Origin of the sequence: Brenneria populi, from assembly GCF_036016195.1 — a bacterium.
In the GTDB taxonomy this organism is placed as follows: Bacteria; Pseudomonadota; Gammaproteobacteria; order Enterobacterales; family Enterobacteriaceae; genus Brenneria; species Brenneria populi.
Genome location: NZ_JAYWTM010000004.1, coordinates 213231 through 230715 on the forward strand (window position 1 = coordinate 213231; position 17485 = coordinate 230715).

Annotated in this window: 15 protein-coding genes; 1 reads left to right on the top strand and 14 read right to left on the bottom strand. The window is 57.8% G+C overall.

The window, feature by feature from the left end; translation table 11 throughout:
* Positions 1-174: 174 nt before the first annotated feature.
* From sucD to sdhC, 8 genes are all read right to left on the bottom strand, one after another.
* A complete protein-coding gene (gene sucD, locus VSX58_RS05730) occupies positions 175-1047 on the bottom strand; it encodes a succinate--CoA ligase subunit alpha (RefSeq protein ID WP_327614708.1) in 873 nt (290 codons plus the stop codon).
* Positions 1047-2213 carry an ADP-forming succinate--CoA ligase subunit beta gene (gene sucC, locus VSX58_RS05735; RefSeq protein ID WP_327614709.1) on the bottom strand — a complete coding sequence of 389 codons (1167 nt, stop codon included), beginning with the start codon at positions 2211-2213 and terminating at the stop codon, positions 1047-1049. The genes sucD and sucC overlap by 1 nt, the downstream gene beginning before the upstream one ends.
* 121 nt (positions 2214-2334) lie before the next feature.
* Positions 2335-3555, bottom strand: coding sequence for a 2-oxoglutarate dehydrogenase complex dihydrolipoyllysine-residue succinyltransferase (gene odhB / locus VSX58_RS05740; protein ID WP_327617260.1), 1221 nt, complete (start codon positions 3553-3555; stop codon positions 2335-2337).
* A gap of 15 nt (positions 3556-3570) precedes the next feature.
* The gene (gene sucA / locus VSX58_RS05745) at positions 3571-6378 is read right to left on the bottom strand and encodes a 2-oxoglutarate dehydrogenase E1 component (RefSeq protein WP_327617261.1); all 2808 of its coding nucleotides are present in this window, start codon (positions 6376-6378) and stop codon (positions 3571-3573) included.
* A 244-nt stretch (positions 6379-6622) separates the two neighbouring features.
* Positions 6623-7339, bottom strand: coding sequence for a succinate dehydrogenase iron-sulfur subunit (locus tag VSX58_RS05750; RefSeq protein WP_327617262.1), 717 nt, complete (start codon positions 7337-7339; stop codon positions 6623-6625).
* Between the two features lie 18 nt (positions 7340-7357).
* Positions 7358-9124 (bottom strand): succinate dehydrogenase flavoprotein subunit, encoded by a 1767-nt coding sequence (gene sdhA / locus VSX58_RS05755; protein WP_327617263.1) that lies wholly within the window; start codon positions 9122-9124, stop codon positions 7358-7360.
* On the bottom strand, positions 9124-9471 hold the full coding sequence (sdhD, locus tag VSX58_RS05760) for a succinate dehydrogenase membrane anchor subunit (RefSeq protein WP_327617264.1): 348 nt from the start codon (positions 9469-9471) through the stop codon (positions 9124-9126). Before sdhD ends, sdhA begins: the two co-directional genes overlap by 1 nt.
* The gene (gene sdhC / locus VSX58_RS05765) at positions 9465-9854 is read right to left on the bottom strand and encodes a succinate dehydrogenase cytochrome b556 subunit (protein ID WP_327614715.1); all 390 of its coding nucleotides are present in this window, start codon (positions 9852-9854) and stop codon (positions 9465-9467) included. Before sdhC ends, sdhD begins: the two co-directional genes overlap by 7 nt.
* A 651-nt stretch (positions 9855-10505) precedes the next feature.
* On the opposite strand from sdhC, the gene VSX58_RS05770 reads away from it, so the two are divergent.
* The gene (locus tag VSX58_RS05770) at positions 10506-11792 is read left to right on the top strand and encodes a citrate synthase (protein WP_327617265.1); all 1287 of its coding nucleotides are present in this window, start codon (positions 10506-10508) and stop codon (positions 11790-11792) included.
* Between the two features lie 191 nt (positions 11793-11983).
* Here the strand turns inward: VSX58_RS05770 and nei are convergent, their stop codons facing one another.
* The 6 genes from nei to phrB all read right to left on the bottom strand — a co-directional run bounded on the left by nei (position 11984) and on the right by phrB (position 17483).
* Positions 11984-12775, bottom strand: a complete 792-nt coding sequence (nei, locus tag VSX58_RS05775) for an endonuclease VIII (protein WP_327617266.1) — start codon at positions 12773-12775, stop codon at positions 11984-11986.
* 68 nt (positions 12776-12843) lie between these two features.
* Entirely contained in the window at positions 12844-13581 is a 738-nt protein-coding gene (gene pxpA / locus VSX58_RS05780) for a 5-oxoprolinase subunit PxpA (RefSeq protein ID WP_327617267.1), read from the bottom strand.
* Complete coding sequence (pxpC, locus tag VSX58_RS05785; RefSeq protein WP_327617268.1) at positions 13571-14500, bottom strand: 5-oxoprolinase subunit PxpC; 930 nt, start codon at positions 14498-14500, stop codon at positions 13571-13573. The genes pxpA and pxpC overlap by 11 nt, the downstream gene beginning before the upstream one ends.
* The gene (pxpB, locus tag VSX58_RS05790; protein WP_327617269.1) at positions 14494-15150 is read right to left on the bottom strand and encodes a 5-oxoprolinase subunit PxpB; all 657 of its coding nucleotides are present in this window, start codon (positions 15148-15150) and stop codon (positions 14494-14496) included. The genes pxpC and pxpB overlap by 7 nt, the downstream gene beginning before the upstream one ends.
* A gap of 129 nt (positions 15151-15279) precedes the next feature.
* The gene (locus VSX58_RS05795; protein WP_327617271.1) at positions 15280-16023 is read right to left on the bottom strand and encodes a type 2 GTP cyclohydrolase I; all 744 of its coding nucleotides are present in this window, start codon (positions 16021-16023) and stop codon (positions 15280-15282) included.
* A gap of 2 nt (positions 16024-16025) precedes the next feature.
* Positions 16026-17483 (bottom strand): deoxyribodipyrimidine photo-lyase, encoded by a 1458-nt coding sequence (phrB, locus tag VSX58_RS05800; protein ID WP_327617272.1) that lies wholly within the window; start codon positions 17481-17483, stop codon positions 16026-16028.
* Between the last annotated feature and the right edge of the window lie 2 nt (positions 17484-17485).

The window sequence follows — 17485 nt, forward strand, 5'->3', positions numbered from 1 at the left end:
GACAAAAACGGACTGAAAAGCGACGCTCGTAAGCTTAGAAGGCAGCCCGCGCCGGGGCGATTTTCAACGCCGCCTGCGGCGGCCCGAAGGGTGACGGGCAGGAAGCCCGTTATATAAAAAAGGCCGCCCTTATCTATGCCAGGCGGCCAAACATGTCGAATAAGGAAATCTATATCAACGGGAAAGCACGGCTTTTACCGCATCGCCGATATCGGCCAGGCTGCGCACCGTTTTTACCCCGGCCGCTTCCAGCGCCGCGAACTTATCGTCGGCGGTGCCTTTGCCGCCGGCGATGATCGCCCCGGCATGCCCCATTCGCTTGCCTTTCGGCGCGGTCACCCCCGCGATGTAGCTGACGACGGGTTTCGTCACATGATCCTTGATATAGGCGGCGGCCTCTTCTTCCGCCGTTCCGCCGATCTCGCCGATCATCACGATCGCTTCCGTCTGCGGATCCTGCTCAAACAATTGCAATATATCAATAAAGCTGGAGCCGGGAATGGGATCGCCGCCGATCCCCACGCAGCTGGACTGTCCCAGTCCGGCGTCGGTCGTCTGTTTTACCGCTTCATAAGTCAGGGTGCCGGAACGGGAAACGATTCCTACCTTTCCCGGCAAATGGATGTGGCCGGGCATAATACCGATCTTGCAGGCGTCCGGCGTAATGACGCCCGGGCAGTTAGGACCGATCATGCGTACGCCGCTCTCATCCAGCTTGACTTTAACCGTCAGCATATCCAGCGTCGGAATCCCCTCGGTAATACAGATAATCAGTTCAATACCGGCGTCGATGGCTTCCAGAATCGAATCTTTGCAAAATGGCGCGGGCACGTAGATGACCGAAACCGTCGCGCCGGTGGCCGCAAGGGCTTCATGCACGGTATTAAATACCGGCAGCCCCAGATGTACCGTCCCGCCTTTGCCCGGCGTTACTCCCCCCACCAGTTGCGTGCCGTAAGCAAGCGCCTGCTCGGAGTGAAAAGTCCCCTGACTGCCGGTAAAGCCCTGGCAAATAACTTTGGTCTCTTTATCGATCAGAATGGACATTATTTATCTCCCGCCGCTGCAACTACCTGCTGGGCCGCATCGATCAAGCTGGTTGCGGCGATAATATTCAGACCGCTGTCCGCCAGCTTTTTCGCGCCCAGATCCGCATTGTTCCCTTCCAGACGAACGACAACGGGTACGTTAACGCCCACTTCCTCGACGGCGCCGATGATACCGTCCGCGATCAGGTCGCAGCGTACGATGCCGCCGAAAATATTGACCAGCACGGCTTTAACGTCGTCATCAGACAGGATGATTTTAAACGCTTCCGTCACGCGCTCTTTGGTGGCGCCGCCGCCGACATCCAGAAAATTGGCCGGCGCGCCGCCGTGCAGCTTGACGATATCCATCGTCCCCATCGCCAGGCCGGCGCCGTTGACCATGCAGCCGATATTGCCGTCCAGCGCCACATAGTTCAGTTCCCACTGGGCGGCGTGCGCTTCGCGGGAGTCTTCCTGCGTCGGATCCTGCATCTCGCGCAGCTCAGGCTGGCGAAATAGCGCGTTGCCGTCTACCGCCAGCTTGCCGTCCAGACAGATCAAATCCCCCTGCGCGGTGATGACCAGCGGGTTAATCTCCACCAGCGACAGATCTCGCTCCAGGAACATCTTCGCCAATCCCATAAAGATCTTGGTGAACTGCGCGACCTGCTTGCCGCTCAGGCCCATTTTGAAGGCCAGCTCGCGCCCCTGATAGGGTTGCGGCCCGGTCAGCGGATCCAGCGTAGCCTTGTGAATCAGCTCCGGGGTTTCCTGCGCGACTTTTTCAATTTCCACGCCGCCTTCCGTCGATGCCATAAACACCACGCGGCGGCTGCCGCGGTCGATGACGGCGCCCAGGTAGAGTTCTTTATCAATATCGGTTGCCGCTTCCACCAGAATTTGATGAACGGGTTGCCCAAGCGCATCCGTCTGATAGGTAACCAGATTTTTACCCAACCAGCGTTCAGCGAACGCGCGGATATCTTCTTTGTTGCCGACAACCTTCACGCCGCCCGCCTTACCGCGGCCGCCGGCGTGAACCTGGCATTTAACCACCCATGGACCCGCACCAATTTTTGATGCAGCCTCTTCCGCCTCGCGCGGCGTAGTACAGGCATAGCCGACCGGCGCCGGTAACCCATATCGAGCAAACAGTTGTTTTGCCTGATATTCATGTAAATTCATGATGTTCTATCCATTCTGGTTTTTCATTTCCGAGAGCGTCGTTAACAACAACGACCTGCATAGCACATACCTATAATTATAAATTATGGGGGCAGGCATTCGACGGCCAGCCGCCCGGCGATCAGATGTCCAGAAGCAAACGCGTCGGATCTTCCAGCAACTCTTTTATCGTAACCAGAAAGCCGACGGACTCACGGCCGTCAATCAGTCGGTGGTCATAGGAGAGCGCCAGATACATCATAGGCAAAATGACGACCTGGCCATCCACGGCCATCGGGCGATCTTTAATCGCATGCATACCCAGGATTGCGCTCTGCGGCGGGTTAATAATCGGGGTCGACATCAGCGAGCCAAAGACGCCGCCGTTGGTAATGGTGAAATTACCGCCGGTCAGCTCTTCAACGGTCAGTTTGCCGTCGCGGCCTTTCAGCGCCAGCTCTTTGATCCGTTTCTCAATTTCGGCCATGCCTAGCGTATCGACATCCCGCAGTACCGGGGTAACTAAACCGCGCGGCGTCGACACCGCGATGCTGACATCAAAATAGTTGTGATAAACCACATCTTCGCCGTCTATCGAGGCATTCACCTCCGGGAAGCGCTTCAACGCTTCAACCACCGCCTTGAGGTAAAACGACATAAAGCCTAAACGCACGCCGTGGCGTTTTTCAAACACTTCGCCATACTGTTTGCGCAAATCCATAATCGGCTTCATGTTGACTTCATTGAACGTCGTCAACATCGCCGTACTGTTTTTCGCTTCCAGCAGCCGTTCCGCCACGCGTTTGCGCAGTCGCGTCATGGGAACGCGTTTTTCGCTGCGTCCGCCCAACGCCGGCTCCGCTGCCGGCGGCGTCGCCGGTTTATCCTCGTTTCGACTCTCTTTTTGCGCGGTCAGATGCTTATCAATATCTTCGCGGGTGATGCGCCCGCCGACGCCGCTGCCTTTAATGGCAGCGGGATCCAGATCGTGCTCGGCGATCAACCGACGGATCGCCGGGCTGAGCGCATCATTGCTCTCATCCTCCAGACCCGCGGTATAACGCTGCGCCGGCGTGGACTCCTTACTCTGGGACTTCTCGCTGGTTTCCTTGCCGGAGCTATCGCCCAGGCGCAGGCGCGCCAGCACCTGGCGAGCGGTCACCGTGGCGCCCTCGTTTTCCAGAATACTATCCAGGATCCCCGCTTCGGACGCGGGCACCTCCAGCACCACTTTATCGGTTTCAATTTCGACCAGCACTTCATCACGCTGGACGCTATCGCCCGGTTTCTTATGCCAGGTGGCGACGGTGGCGTCGGCTACCGATTCAGGCAAGTCAGGGACAAGAATATCTACGCTACTCATTATCTATCCTTTTATTTAATCAACGTTCAGCGCGTCATTAACCAGAGCTTGCTGCTGTTTCTGGTGTACGGACAAATAGCCAACTGCTGGAGAAGCGGAGGCTGGACGTCCGGCGTAACGTAAAGAAGCCCCGAATGGAATCACTTCACGGAAATGATGCTGACTGCAATACCAGGCGCCCTGATTCAGCGGCTCTTCCTGACACCATACGAAATCATGGACGTGAGAGAACGGCTCCAGCACGGCCTGCACCGCCTGGTGCGGGAAGGGATAAAGTTGTTCGATACGCACCAGCGCCACATCTTTTTGTTCATTCTTACGCCGCTGTTCCAACAGGTCATAATAAACCTTGCCGGAACAGAGAACGACACGTTTGACCGCCTGGGGGGCCAAATCATCGATTTCGCCAATCGCCGGCTGGAAACAGCCGTGCGCCAAATCATCCAGAGAAGAGACGGCGAGCGGATGGCGCAGCAGCGACTTCGGCGACATCACGATCAGCGGGCGCCGCATGCCGCGCAGCGCCTGACGGCGCAGCATATGGTAAACCTGCGCCGGCGTCGAAGGAATGCACACCTGCATATTCTGTTCGGCGCACAGCTGCAGATAGCGCTCAAGGCGGGCGGAAGAGTGTTCCGGCCCCTGCCCTTCGTAACCGTGCGGCAGCAACATGACCAGTCCGCACATCCGGCCCCACTTCTGCTCCCCGGAGCTGATGAATTGGTCGATAACCACCTGAGCGCCGTTGGCGAAGTCGCCGAATTGCGCTTCCCAGATGGTCAGGGTGCGCGGCTCGGCCGTCGCATAGCCATATTCAAACGCCAGCACCGCCTCTTCAGAGAGCACCGAATCCCAGACCTGGAACTCCCCCTGCGCGTTGTGAACATGCTCAAGCGGCGTGTAGCCGGAGCCGTTTTTCTGGTTGTGCACCACGGCATGGCGGTGGAAAAAAGTGCCGCGGCCGGTATCTTCGCCGGACAGGCGCACCGATACCCCGTCATCGACCAGCGTGGCGTAGGCCAGCATCTCCGCGCCGCCCCAGTCGAACGGTTTATTGCCCTCCGCCATTTCCGCGCGGTCATGATACACCTTGGCCACCCGCGGCTGCATCTCTATCGCCTCGGGGATCTCGCTGATACGTTTGGCCAGCTCCTGCAAACGCTTCATCTCAACCTTGTTCGGGTAGGGCTCATCCCACTCGTGATTCAGATAGGGCGACCAGGTGAAAGAGAGCATATCCATCTCGCGGCGCTCTTCCACCACGCACTCCCCGCCGTCCAGCGCGTCGCGATACAGGTTGATCATCTCCGTGGCGTCTTCCAGCGTCACCACCTTCTCCTGTTCCAGACGGTCGGCGTACACTTTACGCGGCGTCGGGTGTTTCTTGATTTTGCGATACATCATCGGCTGGGTGGCGCTGGGTTCGTCGGCCTCGTTATGGCCGTGCCGGCGGTAGCAGATCAGGTCGATAAACACGTCGCGCTTAAAGGTGTTGCGGAAATCCAGCGCGATGCGCGTTACAAACGCCACCGCTTCCGGATCGTCCGAGTTAACGTGGAAAATCGGCGCCTGAACCATTTTGCCGATATCGGTACAGTATTCCGTGGAGCGGATATCCAGCAGGTTGGAGGTGGTGAACCCGATGCGGTTGTTAATGACGATGCGCAATGTGCCGCCCACCTCATAGCCGCGCACCTTGGACATATTCAGCGTTTCCTGCACCACGCCCTGCCCGCTGATCGCCGCATCCCCGTGAATGGTAACCGGCAGAACCAGCGTACCGACCGGGTTATCCAGCCGGTCGAGGCGCGCGCGCACCGAGCCGGTCACCACCGGACTGACGATCTCCAGGTGCGAGGGGTTGAAGGCCAGCGCTAGATGCACCAGTCCTCCGCCCGTTTCCAGATCGGAGGAGAAGCCCTGATGGTATTTCACGTCCCCGGTGCCCAGGTGCTCTTTATGCTTACCGGCGAACTCATCGAACAAATCCTGCGGTTTTTTCCCCACCACGTTGATCAGCACATTCAGGCGGCCGCGGTGCGCCATGCCCAGCACCACTTCACGCGTGCCGTTGTTGCCCGCATGGCGGACCATCTCTTTCAGCATCGGCACCAACACATCCCCGCCTTCCAGCGAGAAGCGTTTGGCGCCGGGGAACTTGGCGCCGAGATAGCGTTCCAGTCCCTCCGCCGCGGTCAGCTCTTTCAGAAAGCGCTTTTTCTCGTCGGCGGTAAACGACGGCTGCCCCATCACGGACTCAATACGCTGCTGGATCCAGCGCTTCTCTTCCGTATTGGTGATATGCATATACTCGGCGCCGATAGACCCGCAGTAGGTCTGTTTCAGCGCCTCATACAGCTCGCCCAGATTCATGGTCTCTTTGCCGATGGCGAACGACCCCACGTTAAAGGTTTCCTGCAAATCTTCCTGGGTCAGATTGTGGTAATCGAGATCCAGTTCGGGCACCGGAATCTGCGGGCGCAGATTCAGCGGGTCGAGATTCGCCTGCTGGTGACCACGGAAACGGAACGCATTGATCAGCTGCAATACCTTAACCTGCTTCGCATCTTTATCAGGATCGGTAATCGACGAGGTAGAACGAGAGGAATCTTTCGCCAAGCGACGAAAATATTCGCGGGTTTTGGAGTGGAGCTGATCCGGTTTAACCCCGGCAGTCGGTAACTGCTGAAAGATCGAACGCCAGCTAAGATCGATGGAGTCTGGATCGGTTAAAAAATCTTCATAGAGCTGCTCTATGTAGGACTGGTTTGCGCCCGCCAGATAGGAGGAATCCAGCCAGGCCTTCATTGCGCCGTTCTGCATTATGATCCCTTAAGCTTATAAGCTTCAGTTTTCGCCGTGGTTAACATGTCGTTTGTGCCGTATTAATCGGTTGCCGTAACGGTTCGCGCTACGCGCCTTCCCCATTAAGGAACCTTTAAAAACAGGTTCTGCAATGCAATAAACCCGCTTTTGAAGGTTTCTCGATCTCCCCCCGGAATCCGCTTCAAGGGGGAGATGCCTTTTTATCGCTTAACCATTAGCCGTGCCGTTGCGTAACGGCGTCTTACCCGTTGCGTTGCAGCAGCATGGATTTAATGTGGCCGATCGCCCGCGTCGGATTAAGCCCTTTCGGGCAAACATTGACGCAATTCATAATGCTGTGACAGCGGAATACGCTGAAAGCATCGTCCAGATTGTCGAGCCGCGGCGTGGTTTCCGTATCGCGGCTATCGATCAGGAAGCGGTATGCGGCCAGCAGTCCCGCGGGCCCGACGAACTTATCCGGGTTCCACCAGAACGACGGACAAGAGGTTGAACAACAGGCGCACATGATGCACTCATAGAGTCCGTCCAGCTTTTCGCGCTGCTCCGGCGACTGTAAATGCTCCCGGGCTGGAGGATTTTTCCCATTATTCAACAGGTAAGGTTTTATTTTCTCATATTGGGCATAGAATTGCCCCATGTCCACTACCAAATCGCGCACAACGGGCAATCCGGGCAGAGGTCGGATGACAATTTTACCGTTTCCGCGCCGCAATGCCGACACCGGCGTAATGCAGGCCAGACCGTTTTTACCGTTCATGTTAACACCATCCGAGCCGCAAACGCCTTCGCGGCAGGAGCGGCGGAACGATAAGGTCGGATCCTGTTCTTTCAGCAGAATCAAGGCGTCCAGCAGCATCATATCGCGCCCCTCTTCCGCCTCCAGCCGGTAATCCTGCATCCGCGGCGCACTATCGACATCCGGATTATAGCGGTAAATGGAAAATTCAAGTTTCATCAGTCAATCCCCCCGCGATTAATAAGTACGCACTTTCGGCGGGAAGGCCGGGCGTAATTTGGGCTGCATATTCACCTCGCGGCGCGTCATGCTATCGGTTTGCGGCAGATACAGCGAATGGCATAGCCAATTTTTATCATCCCGATCGGGATAGTCGAAACGGCTGTGCGCTCCCCGGCTCTCGGTGCGGAAGTTGGCGGATACCGCCGTCGCATACGCGGTTTCCATCAGGTTATCCAGCTCCAGGCATTCAACCCGCTGGGTATTGAATTCCGTGGAGCGATCGTCCAGCCGCGCGTATTTCAGCCGTTCGCGGATCGTCTTCAGCTCTTCCAGTCCTTGCGCCATCGCATCGCCTTCACGGAATACGGAGAAGTTATGCTGCATGCAGGATTGCAGCGCCTTACGGATTTCCACCGGATCTTCGCCGGAACTGCTGTTGTTCCAGCGGTTAAGACGTTCGAGGGCGGCCTCGATATCGGAATCGCCGGCGTCTCGGCTTGCGCCCTGCTCTTGCAGCGACTCCCGCAAATGCACCCCCGCCGAACGGCCGAACACCACCAGATCGAGCAGCGAATTTCCCCCCAGGCGGTTCGCGCCATGCACCGAAACGCAGGCGATCTCCCCCACCGCGAACAGGCCGGGAATAACGACGTCCTCGCCCTTCTCGTTAATCGTCAGCGCCTGGCCGCTGACTTTGGTCGGAATGCCGCCCATCATGTAGTGACAGGTGGGAATAACCGGAATCGGTTCCTTTACCGGATCGACGTGAGCGAAGGTACGGGATAACTCCAGGATCCCCGGCAGCCGCGACTCCAACACTTCTTTGCCCAGGTGGTCCAGCTTCAGCTTGGCATGGGGTCCCCACGGGCCATCGCAGCCGCGGCCTTCGCGAATTTCGATCATAATCGAGCGCGCCACCACGTCGCGGCCGGCCAGATCTTTGGCGTTCGGCGCGTAGCGTTCCATAAAACGCTCGCCGTGCTTATTCAACAGATAGCCGCCCTCGCCGCGGCAGCCCTCGGTCACCAACACCCCGGCGCCGGCGATTCCCGTCGGATGGAACTGCCACATTTCCATATCCTGCACCGGCACCCCGGCGCGTAACGCCATGCCGACGCCGTCGCCGGTATTGATGTGCGCATTGGTGGTGGATTGGTAAATGCGCCCCGCTCCGCCGGTCGCCAGCACGGTGGCCCGGGCTTTGAAATAGACGACCTCTCCGGTTTCGATGCAGATCGCGCTGCACCCGACGACGGCGCCATCCTGATTTTTCACCAGATCGAGCGCATACCATTCGGAGAAGATGGTGGTGTGATTTTTCAGGTTCTGCTGATAGAGCGTATGCAGCAGGGCATGACCGGTGCGGTCAGCCGCGGCGGCGGTTCGCGCCGCCTGCTCGCCGCCGAAGTTTCTGGATTGTCCGCCGAACGGGCGCTGGTAAATACGCCCATCGTCCAGGCGCGAAAAGGGCAGCCCCATGTGCTCCAGTTCCAGCACCGCTTCCGGGCCGGTTTTGCACATATATTCAATCGCGTCCTGATCGCCGATATAGTCGGAACCCTTGACGGTGTCATACATATGCCATTCCCAGTTATCCTCATGGGTATTGCCCAGCGCGACGGTAATGCCGCCCTGGGCGGAGACGGTATGGGAACGGGTGGGAAAAACCTTGGACAACAGGGCGCAGGACAGGCCCATCTGAGATATTTGCAGGGCGGCGCGCATACCTGCGCCCCCTGCGCCGACGACAACCGCATCAAACTCTCTAATTGGCAAATTCATTACGCCCCCCACACCACAACGGTTCCATAAATAACGTACACCAATAGCGCAACCACGATCGCCAACTGTAAAGTCAGGCGCAGGGCCAACGGTTTAATGTAGTCGGTCAGCACTTGCCACATCCCTATCCATGCGTGTACCAGGATGGAAAATAACGTCAGCAGCGTGAATACCTTAGTGAGCGCCATAGAGAAAAACGCGCGCCAGACTTCATAGGTTATGCTGTCGGCGGAGACGACAAAGCCAATCAGATAGATGACATACAGCACGATAACGATGGCGGACGCCCGAAGCAGCAGCCAGTCCTGTACGCCATTTCTTCCTAATGCAGAAGCATTGCTTACCATACGAGGACTCCAGCCAGTAGTGAAAGCACGACGGTAATAACAAAGGAGATGTTTGCGGAACGCTTACCGCCGACCAGATCTTCTTCTATATAGCCAAAATCCATCATCAGGTGACGCAGACCGCCGACGATATGGTAGGCCAGCGCGGTGAGAATGCCCCAGACGATAAATTTAACCATAAAGCTATCCATGATCTGCGCGGCGCGCAGAAATCCCTCCTCTGAAGAGAGAGAGAGGCCCAACAGCCACAGCAGGATACCGAGAGCGACAAAGGTGATAACGCCGGATACACGGTGAAGGATAGAGGCTATCGCAGTAACGGGAAACTGGATCGTTTGCAGATCCAGATTAACAGGTCTTTGTTTTTTCACAGATTCGCCCACACAGTTTTTATTATTGTGACTTCCTCCGGACCTGTATGAGGTCAGACAGCATGAATGCCCAAAACCTGAAACTCGTTTTGCGGTACGCGCTCAAACATCGACATTCCGGTATCTAAACAGCGCATGCTCACTTCATGCTGGGTGCTCCTACGGCAGGGTATCCCGGAGACCTGGCCGAAGTATAGGAGCTTCACATTCTTATTACAATTACCATACAAACTGTTTGGAGACATTTCCCTTGAATAGTGATTCGCATCACGAATTTCACAATTCATTCAAAATTACTTATTAGTTTTGACAAAAAATAAACATTGCGATTACAACTATGGCGATAAATTCCCTATGCTGTAGTAAAGCGCAGCGGTTATTCTTCCCCACTGCCGAAACTTATGTAACAGTGGTGCGGATAATCCCTGTAAAAGTCATAGATATTACTATGACGAATGACGAGAATGATTAATTATCTGGAGAGATGATGTTTCCATCCTGAGGCAATGGGCGATAAGTCCATAAATTTTCGGCCTTGCTCTGTGCCCTATTGACGATTCGTCGCGACAGAGTTTCATCGGTCCATCATTAACCCGATGTACAGGCATGTACGGTATTTCTTCGGTGAAAAGAGTTTAAAATTAAAGCGCTAGGAGACTATAAATGACTGACAAAAAAGCAACGCTGACTCTAGACGGTAAAGATCCTATTGAGCTTAACGTGCTGACCGGCACGCTGGGACAACAGGAGATCGATATCCGCTCCCTGGGCGCCAAAGGATTGTTCACATTTGACCCTGGTTTCACCTCCACCGCATCCTGCGAATCTAAAATCACCTTTATCGATGGTGAAGAGGGCGTTTTATTACACCGCGGTTTTCCTATCGCTCAGTTGGCCGAGAAGTCCAACTACCTTGAAGTTTGCTATATCCTGCTTTTCGGCGAGGCGCCGACGCAGGAGCAGTTCGACACCTTTAAAACCACGGTGACGCGCCACACGATGATCCACGAACAGATTACCCGCCTGTTCCACGGCTTCCGTCGCGACTCGCATCCGATGGCCGTACTGTGCGGGGTGACCGGCGCGCTGGCGGCGTTCTACCACGATTCGCTGGATATCAGCATCGAACGCCACCGTGAAATCGCCGCTTACCGTCTGCTATCCAAAATGCCGACCGTCGCCGCCATGTGTTACAAATATTCGCTCGGTCAGCCCTTTGTCTATCCTAAAAACAACCTTTCATATGCCGGTAATTTCCTGCATATGATGTTCGCGACCCCGTGCGAGGAGTACGAGGTGAACCCGGTGCTGGAACGCGCCATGGACCGAATTCTGATCCTGCACGCCGACCACGAACAAAACGCCTCCACCTCGACGGTGAGAACGGCGGGATCGTCCGGCGCCAACCCGTTCGCCTGTATCGCCGCCGGGATCGCCTCGCTGTGGGGACCGGCGCACGGCGGGGCGAACGAAGCCTGTCTGCGCATGCTGGAAGAGATCAGCTCCGTTGAACACATCCCGGCCTTCGTCAAGCGGGCCAAAGACAAAAATGATTCGTTCCGTCTGATGGGATTCGGCCACCGCGTGTATAAAAACTACGACCCGCGCGCGACCGTGATGCGCGAAACCTGCCATGAAGTGCTGAAGGAGCTGGGAAGAAAAGACGACCTGCTGGAAGTCGCCATGGAGCTGGAGCACATCGCGCTGAACGATCCGTACTTCATTGAGAAGAAGCTCTATCCGAACGTCGATTTTTATTCGGGCATTATTTTGAAAGCGATGGGGATTCCCTCTTCCATGTTTACCGTGATCTTCGCCATGGCGCGTACGGTCGGCTGGATCGCCCACTGGAATGAAATGCACGACGACGGGATTAAAATCGCGCGTCCGCGCCAGCTCTACACCGGCTACGGCAAACGTGATTTTGAATCCAATTTATCGAAAGAGTGATCGATTCGTTCAACCAGAATGAAGACCGGAGCGCCCCGTCAGCGGGGCGAGTAATATCTAACGTTATCAACAGGCTGATGAACCCCGCGGGGTTCATCATTTCGACTAAGGCCGCAAAAATCGACGACGGCTATGCGCGCGCCGCCATCGCCGTACCGGCACAAATTTCTCCCCGAACCTCCAGGACTCCCTCACCGCTGGCAGCCGGGACACCAGTAAAACGGACGCGACGCCAGCATGGTTTTCACAATGATATGTCCGCATCGCAGACAGGCTTCCCCTTCGCGATGAAACACCTTAAAGGAGAAAACGGCGCCGTGATGGCGATTCTCATCCGCCGCGCCGCGCGTGTTATAGGATAGACGCGGGATATCGAGCAGCGCCTGGCTTAAGGTTTGCAGCTGTTCGCCGCTCAGGCCCTGCGCACTGTGCTGCGGGGCCAGCCGCGCGTGCCAGAGGATTTCAACTCTCAGATAGTTGCCCAGACCGGCTAAAAAAGTCTGGTCGAGCAATAGGCCGGCGAACCGGCGGCGGCGAAAACGCGCGGAGAGCAACCTCTCGCCGACCTGCTCCGGCGTTAGCGTCAAATCCAGCACGTCGGGGCCGATGCGCCGCAGGAAAGGGTGCGATGAGAGAGAATCCGTGGTCAACATTTCAATATCGGAGGCGCTGAACAGCAAAGCGGCCCGCTCGTCCGTTTCCAGTCTGACGCGCAGATCGCGTTTGGTTTGCGGCGTTTCCCCGGCATTCGCCACCCGCCACACGCCATATAGCTGGTTATGACTGTAAAGCACCAGACCGTTGGTAAAATAGGTCAGTAACGCTTTTCCGCGGGTGACGATTTTCTCAACCCGCCGCCCGGCCAGCAACGGCTCATACTGTTTCAGCTCAGGGAACGCGAACCAGACGCGGGTCAATGTCTTGCCGACAATCGCGGCCGCCAGCGTGTCGGCCGCGCGGCGGATCTCCGGTCCTTCCGGCATGAATCACTCCATAATAAAATAAAAAAACGATGCGGCGCATGCGCGAGGCGCCGCCGCCCTCCGCGCCATCATGCGGCGGCGACGTCAATCCGATGCTGGGAAAAACAGTTGCGCAACTTACGGGCGAAGGTCAGCGCATGCTGGCCGTCGCCGTGAACGCAGACCGTATCCGCCTGAACATCGACCCAGGAACCGTCGCTGGCGCGCACGCGCTTGCGCTGAATCATCTCCAGCGTTTGGGCTAAGGCAAGTTCGTCGCTGTTAATCAACGCGCCTGACTGGGAACGCGGCACCAAAGATCCATCCGGCAGGTAGCAGCGATCGGCGAACACCTCCTGGCGGGTGACCAGCCCCAAACGCTGCCCGGCGCGAATCAGTTCACTGCCGGCCAATCCCACCAGACGCAAGGCCGGATTGATCATTTTCACCGCGCGGGCGACGGCGTCGGCCAGCGCGGGTTCGCGGGCGGCCTGATTATAGAGCATGCCGTGCGGCTTGACGTGAACCAGCCTTCCCCCTTCCGCGGCGGCGATCGCGGCCAGCGCGCCGATCTGATACACCACCTGGGCAAAAACCGTCTCCGCCGGCAGCTGCATCGCTTTGCGGCCGAAGTTCTCGCGATCGGGAAAGCTGGGATGCGCCCCGAGCGCCACGCCATAGTCGATGCCCCAACGTACCGACCGCCGCATGGTTTGCGCGTCTCCCGCATGAAATCCGCAGGCGATATTCGCCGAACTGACCAGTTTCAACAATGCTTCATCATGCTCTCCGCCTTCGCCCAGGTCGGCATTCAGGTCAATAATCATGTAGCCTCCACGCCAGTTGATCAAGATAACGCCGCTGTTCCTGCGCCGCACGGTGCGCCTCCGCCAGCGTACAGCGGACGAAATGCACCGGCTCCCCCAGACGTATTTGCGCCAAATGATACAGATCGGCATCAATCACGCAGGCGATACGCGGGTACCCTCCCGTGGTTTGCGCATCGGCCAGCAACACAATCGGATGGCCGTTGTGCGGCACCTGCACGACGCCCGGCAACAGGCCATGCGACGGCATCTCCCTGCGGGTCGTCCGGGATAATTCCGGGCCTTGCAGCCGATACCCCATGCGGTTGCTTTGCGGACTCAGATGCCAGGAAGTCTGCCAAAATTTTTCCTGGGCATCGCCGCTGAACTCTTTATATTCCGGCCCCGGCAACGCTCTGACGCGGTTGCCAAAGAGCAGTTGCTTAACCCCTATTTCTCGGGTCGGCGTGCGGACGGCGCGTCCCAGCGCGAGTTCGTCGCCGTCCGCCAGCAGGCGTCCAGAGAATCCGCCGAACCCCGCTTTCAGATCGGTACTGCGCGAACCTAAGGTTTCCGGCACCGCGACGCCGCCGGACAGCGCCAGATAGCTGCGCATACCGTGGCGCGGCATATGCATTTTCAATATTTGTCCGGCCCGCACGGCAAAGCGCCATCCGGTCCACAGCGGTTTACCGTCCAACTCGGCGTGGCAGTCGGCGCCGGTCAGCGCGACCCAGCAGGGGGAGGTAAAGGCGGCGATGAATTTTCCCAGCGTGATTTCCAGCGCGGCGGCATTCTCCGCGTTGCCCACCAGCAGATTAGCCAGCTTAAGCGCGGGAATATCCAGCGCGCCCGACTGGCTGACGCCCAGGTGACGCAAGCCGAAACGCCCGGCGTCCTGTACGGAAGCGTGTAGTCCAGCATGAATAATTTTCAGCATACGCCCGCCTTCTGCGGCAGAAACCGAATATTATCGCCGGGACGCAGCAGCGTCGGCGGCGTACTCAGCGGATCGAACAAGCGCAGAGCGGTGCGGCCGATCAGCTGCCAGCCGCCTGGCGTCGATAGCGGGTAAATGCCGGTTTGCGCGCCGCCGATGCCGACCGAGCCGGCGGCCACCTGGAGCCGAGGCTCGGCGCGGCGCGGCGCGTGCAACTTTTCGTCCAGCCCGCCCAGATAGGCGAAGCCCGGCTGAAAGCCGAGAAAATAGACGGTATAGCTTGCAGAGGCGTGCGCCGCCACAACCTGTTTTTCGCTCATGCCGCAGTGGCCGGCGACCCAGGCCAGATCCGGCCCGGCTTCGCCGCCGTAGGTCACCGGGATATCAATGGCGCGGGGTTCGAAAAGCAACGACTCGCTCTCTTCCCACCAGCGTTGCAGATTTTCAATGGCGTCCAGCGCCGCCCGCTGCGGATGCGCCAGCAGCACCGTCAGATTGTTCATGCCCGGGATCGCTTCCTGCACCGCCTCATGGCGATGCAAACGTTCGGCCAGCCCCCAGATGCGCTGCTGACTTTGCAGCGTCATCGGCGGCTCCAGCTCCAGAACCACCGTTTTCTCGCCCAGCAGATAACACCGCGCCCGTTGCAATCTTCTCTCCCGCATCACGTTGATGTTTTTCTTGTCATTATGGTAAAAGCAAAAAAGATACCAACCTGGATTTTTATGCTTATTTTTATCGTTTGCCGAGCTATGCCCTTAATAAAGAAACATTCGTCATCAGGCCGGATTAGGAATATCGATAAAGGTCACGTCAAAGCCATGTTCCTGGGCCAGCCATTCCCCCAGGGCGTGGATCCCTCCCCGCTCGGTGGCATGATGCCCGGCGGCAAAAAAATGCAGCCCCATTTCGCGGGCGATATGAATCGTCTGCTCCGAGACTTCGCCGGTAATAAAGGCATCGACGCCAAAGCGGGCGGCCAATTCGATAAAACCCTGTCCCCCGCCGGTACACCAGGCAATTCTCCGTATCTGTCGCGGTGCATTATCCCCACAATGCAGCACCGCACGCCCCAAGCGGTTTTCCAGACGCTGGCGCAGCGCATCGCCGCTAAGTGTTTGAGACAGCTCGCCATACGGCACCAGCGGCTCAATCATCCCCAGTACGTCGATCTCCAGCAGCGCAGCCAGTTGGGCGTTATTGCCCAGTTGAGGATGGGCATCCAGCGGCAAATGATAGCCATAGAGATTAATATCGTTAATCAGCAGCGTCTTTAGCCGATTACGCTTCATCCCGACGACGATCGGCGCTTCGTTTTTCCAAAAATAGCCGTGGTGGACCAAAACGGCATCGGCCTGATGCTCAACGGCCGCATCCAGCAAAGCCTGCGAGGCGGTGACGCCGGTGACGATACGCCGCACATCGCGCCGGCCCTCCACCTGCAGGCCGTTCGGGGCGTAATCCTGAAAGGACTCAACGTTAAGCTTCTGGTTGATCAGTTTTTCCAACTCGCTGTTACGCATAGTTAACTCTTCTCTGTTTGATCGTCATTCGCCGCGGCGAAATTTTTCGCGGCTTCAAACGCCGCCAGCGTCCGCCCTCTCGCCTGTTGGTGATCGACAATCGGCGGCGGATAGTCCAGGGAGTGCGCCTGTCGCTCGGCCCACCGATGAGGCTGATGAATATCTTTATCCGGCACCGCCGCCAGCTCCGGCAGCCAGCGGCGAATAAAGGCCCCCTGCGGATCGAATCGCTCTCCCTGCGCGGTCGGGTTGAAAATGCGGAAATAGGGCGCGGCGTCGGTTCCGGTCGACGCCGCCCACTGCCAGCCGCCGTTATTCGCCGCCAGATCGCCGTCCAGCAATTGCGATATAAAATAGCGCTCCCCTTCGCGCCAGTCGATAAGTAAATCTTTTACTAAAAAACTGGCGCAAATCATACGCAGGCGGTTATGCATCCAGCCGGTTTGATTCATCTGCCGCATGGCTGCATCCACGATCGGATACCCGGTTTTCCCCTGCTGCCAGGCGGCCAGATCCTCCGGCGCCTGACGCCACTGAACCTGCCGGGTCCAGGCAATGAACGGCTGGTTTTTACACAAATCCGGCCAGAACACCAATAGATGGCGGTAAAACTCGCGCCAGACCAGCTCATTGAACCAGACAAAAGCGCCGCTCTCCCGCTGTTCCAGCAGCGCGGGACATTCGGCGCGCAGCCGGTTAAAACACTGGCGGGGGGAGAGAACGCCCAGAGCCAGGTAAGGCGATAACTTGCTGGTTCCCGCCAGCGCCGGCAAATCCCGCTGGCGCGCATAATCCGGCGCCTGCTCGCGGCAGAATTGACGCAGTCGGCCCAGGGCCGCCGCCTCCCCCGCGGGAAATTCCCGGTCGACGGCCAGCCGAGGATAGCTGAAGGGCGTCAATGACGCCGTGAGATCAACCGCTGCGCCGTTTCTCGGGCGCGGCGCCGGAACGCTAGCGGTATCGGTTTCCAGCAGCCGTTTGATAAACGCCTGGCGAAACGGCGTGAACACCTTGTACATATTGCCCTCCCCGGTCAGCACGCTCCCGGGCGGCAACAGCAGGCCGTCATCAAATCCCCGGCACTCGACGCTTTCGGCCAGCAGCGATTCCGCCAGTTCGTCGCGCCGCCGTTCGTTGATTTCATACTGACGGTTATAAAACAGGCGCGTAACGTCCTGCCGCCGGCAGAAATCGGCCAGCCAGCGCGCCGCCGCGGAAAAATCCGCGCATTCATGATAGTAAAGCGCGATCCCTTTCTCTGCCAGCGCCTGGCGCATCAACTCAAGATTTTCCAGCAGAAAGGCGGCCTGCCGCGGGGCCATGCCGTGCCGCCGCCACTGCTGCGGCGTGGCGATAAACAGGGCGATAACCCGCGCCTGCGCGTCCTGGCAAGCCGCATGCAACGCCAGGTTATCGGTCGTGCGTAGATCGTTACGCAGCCAGACCAGGTTCGTGGTCATAA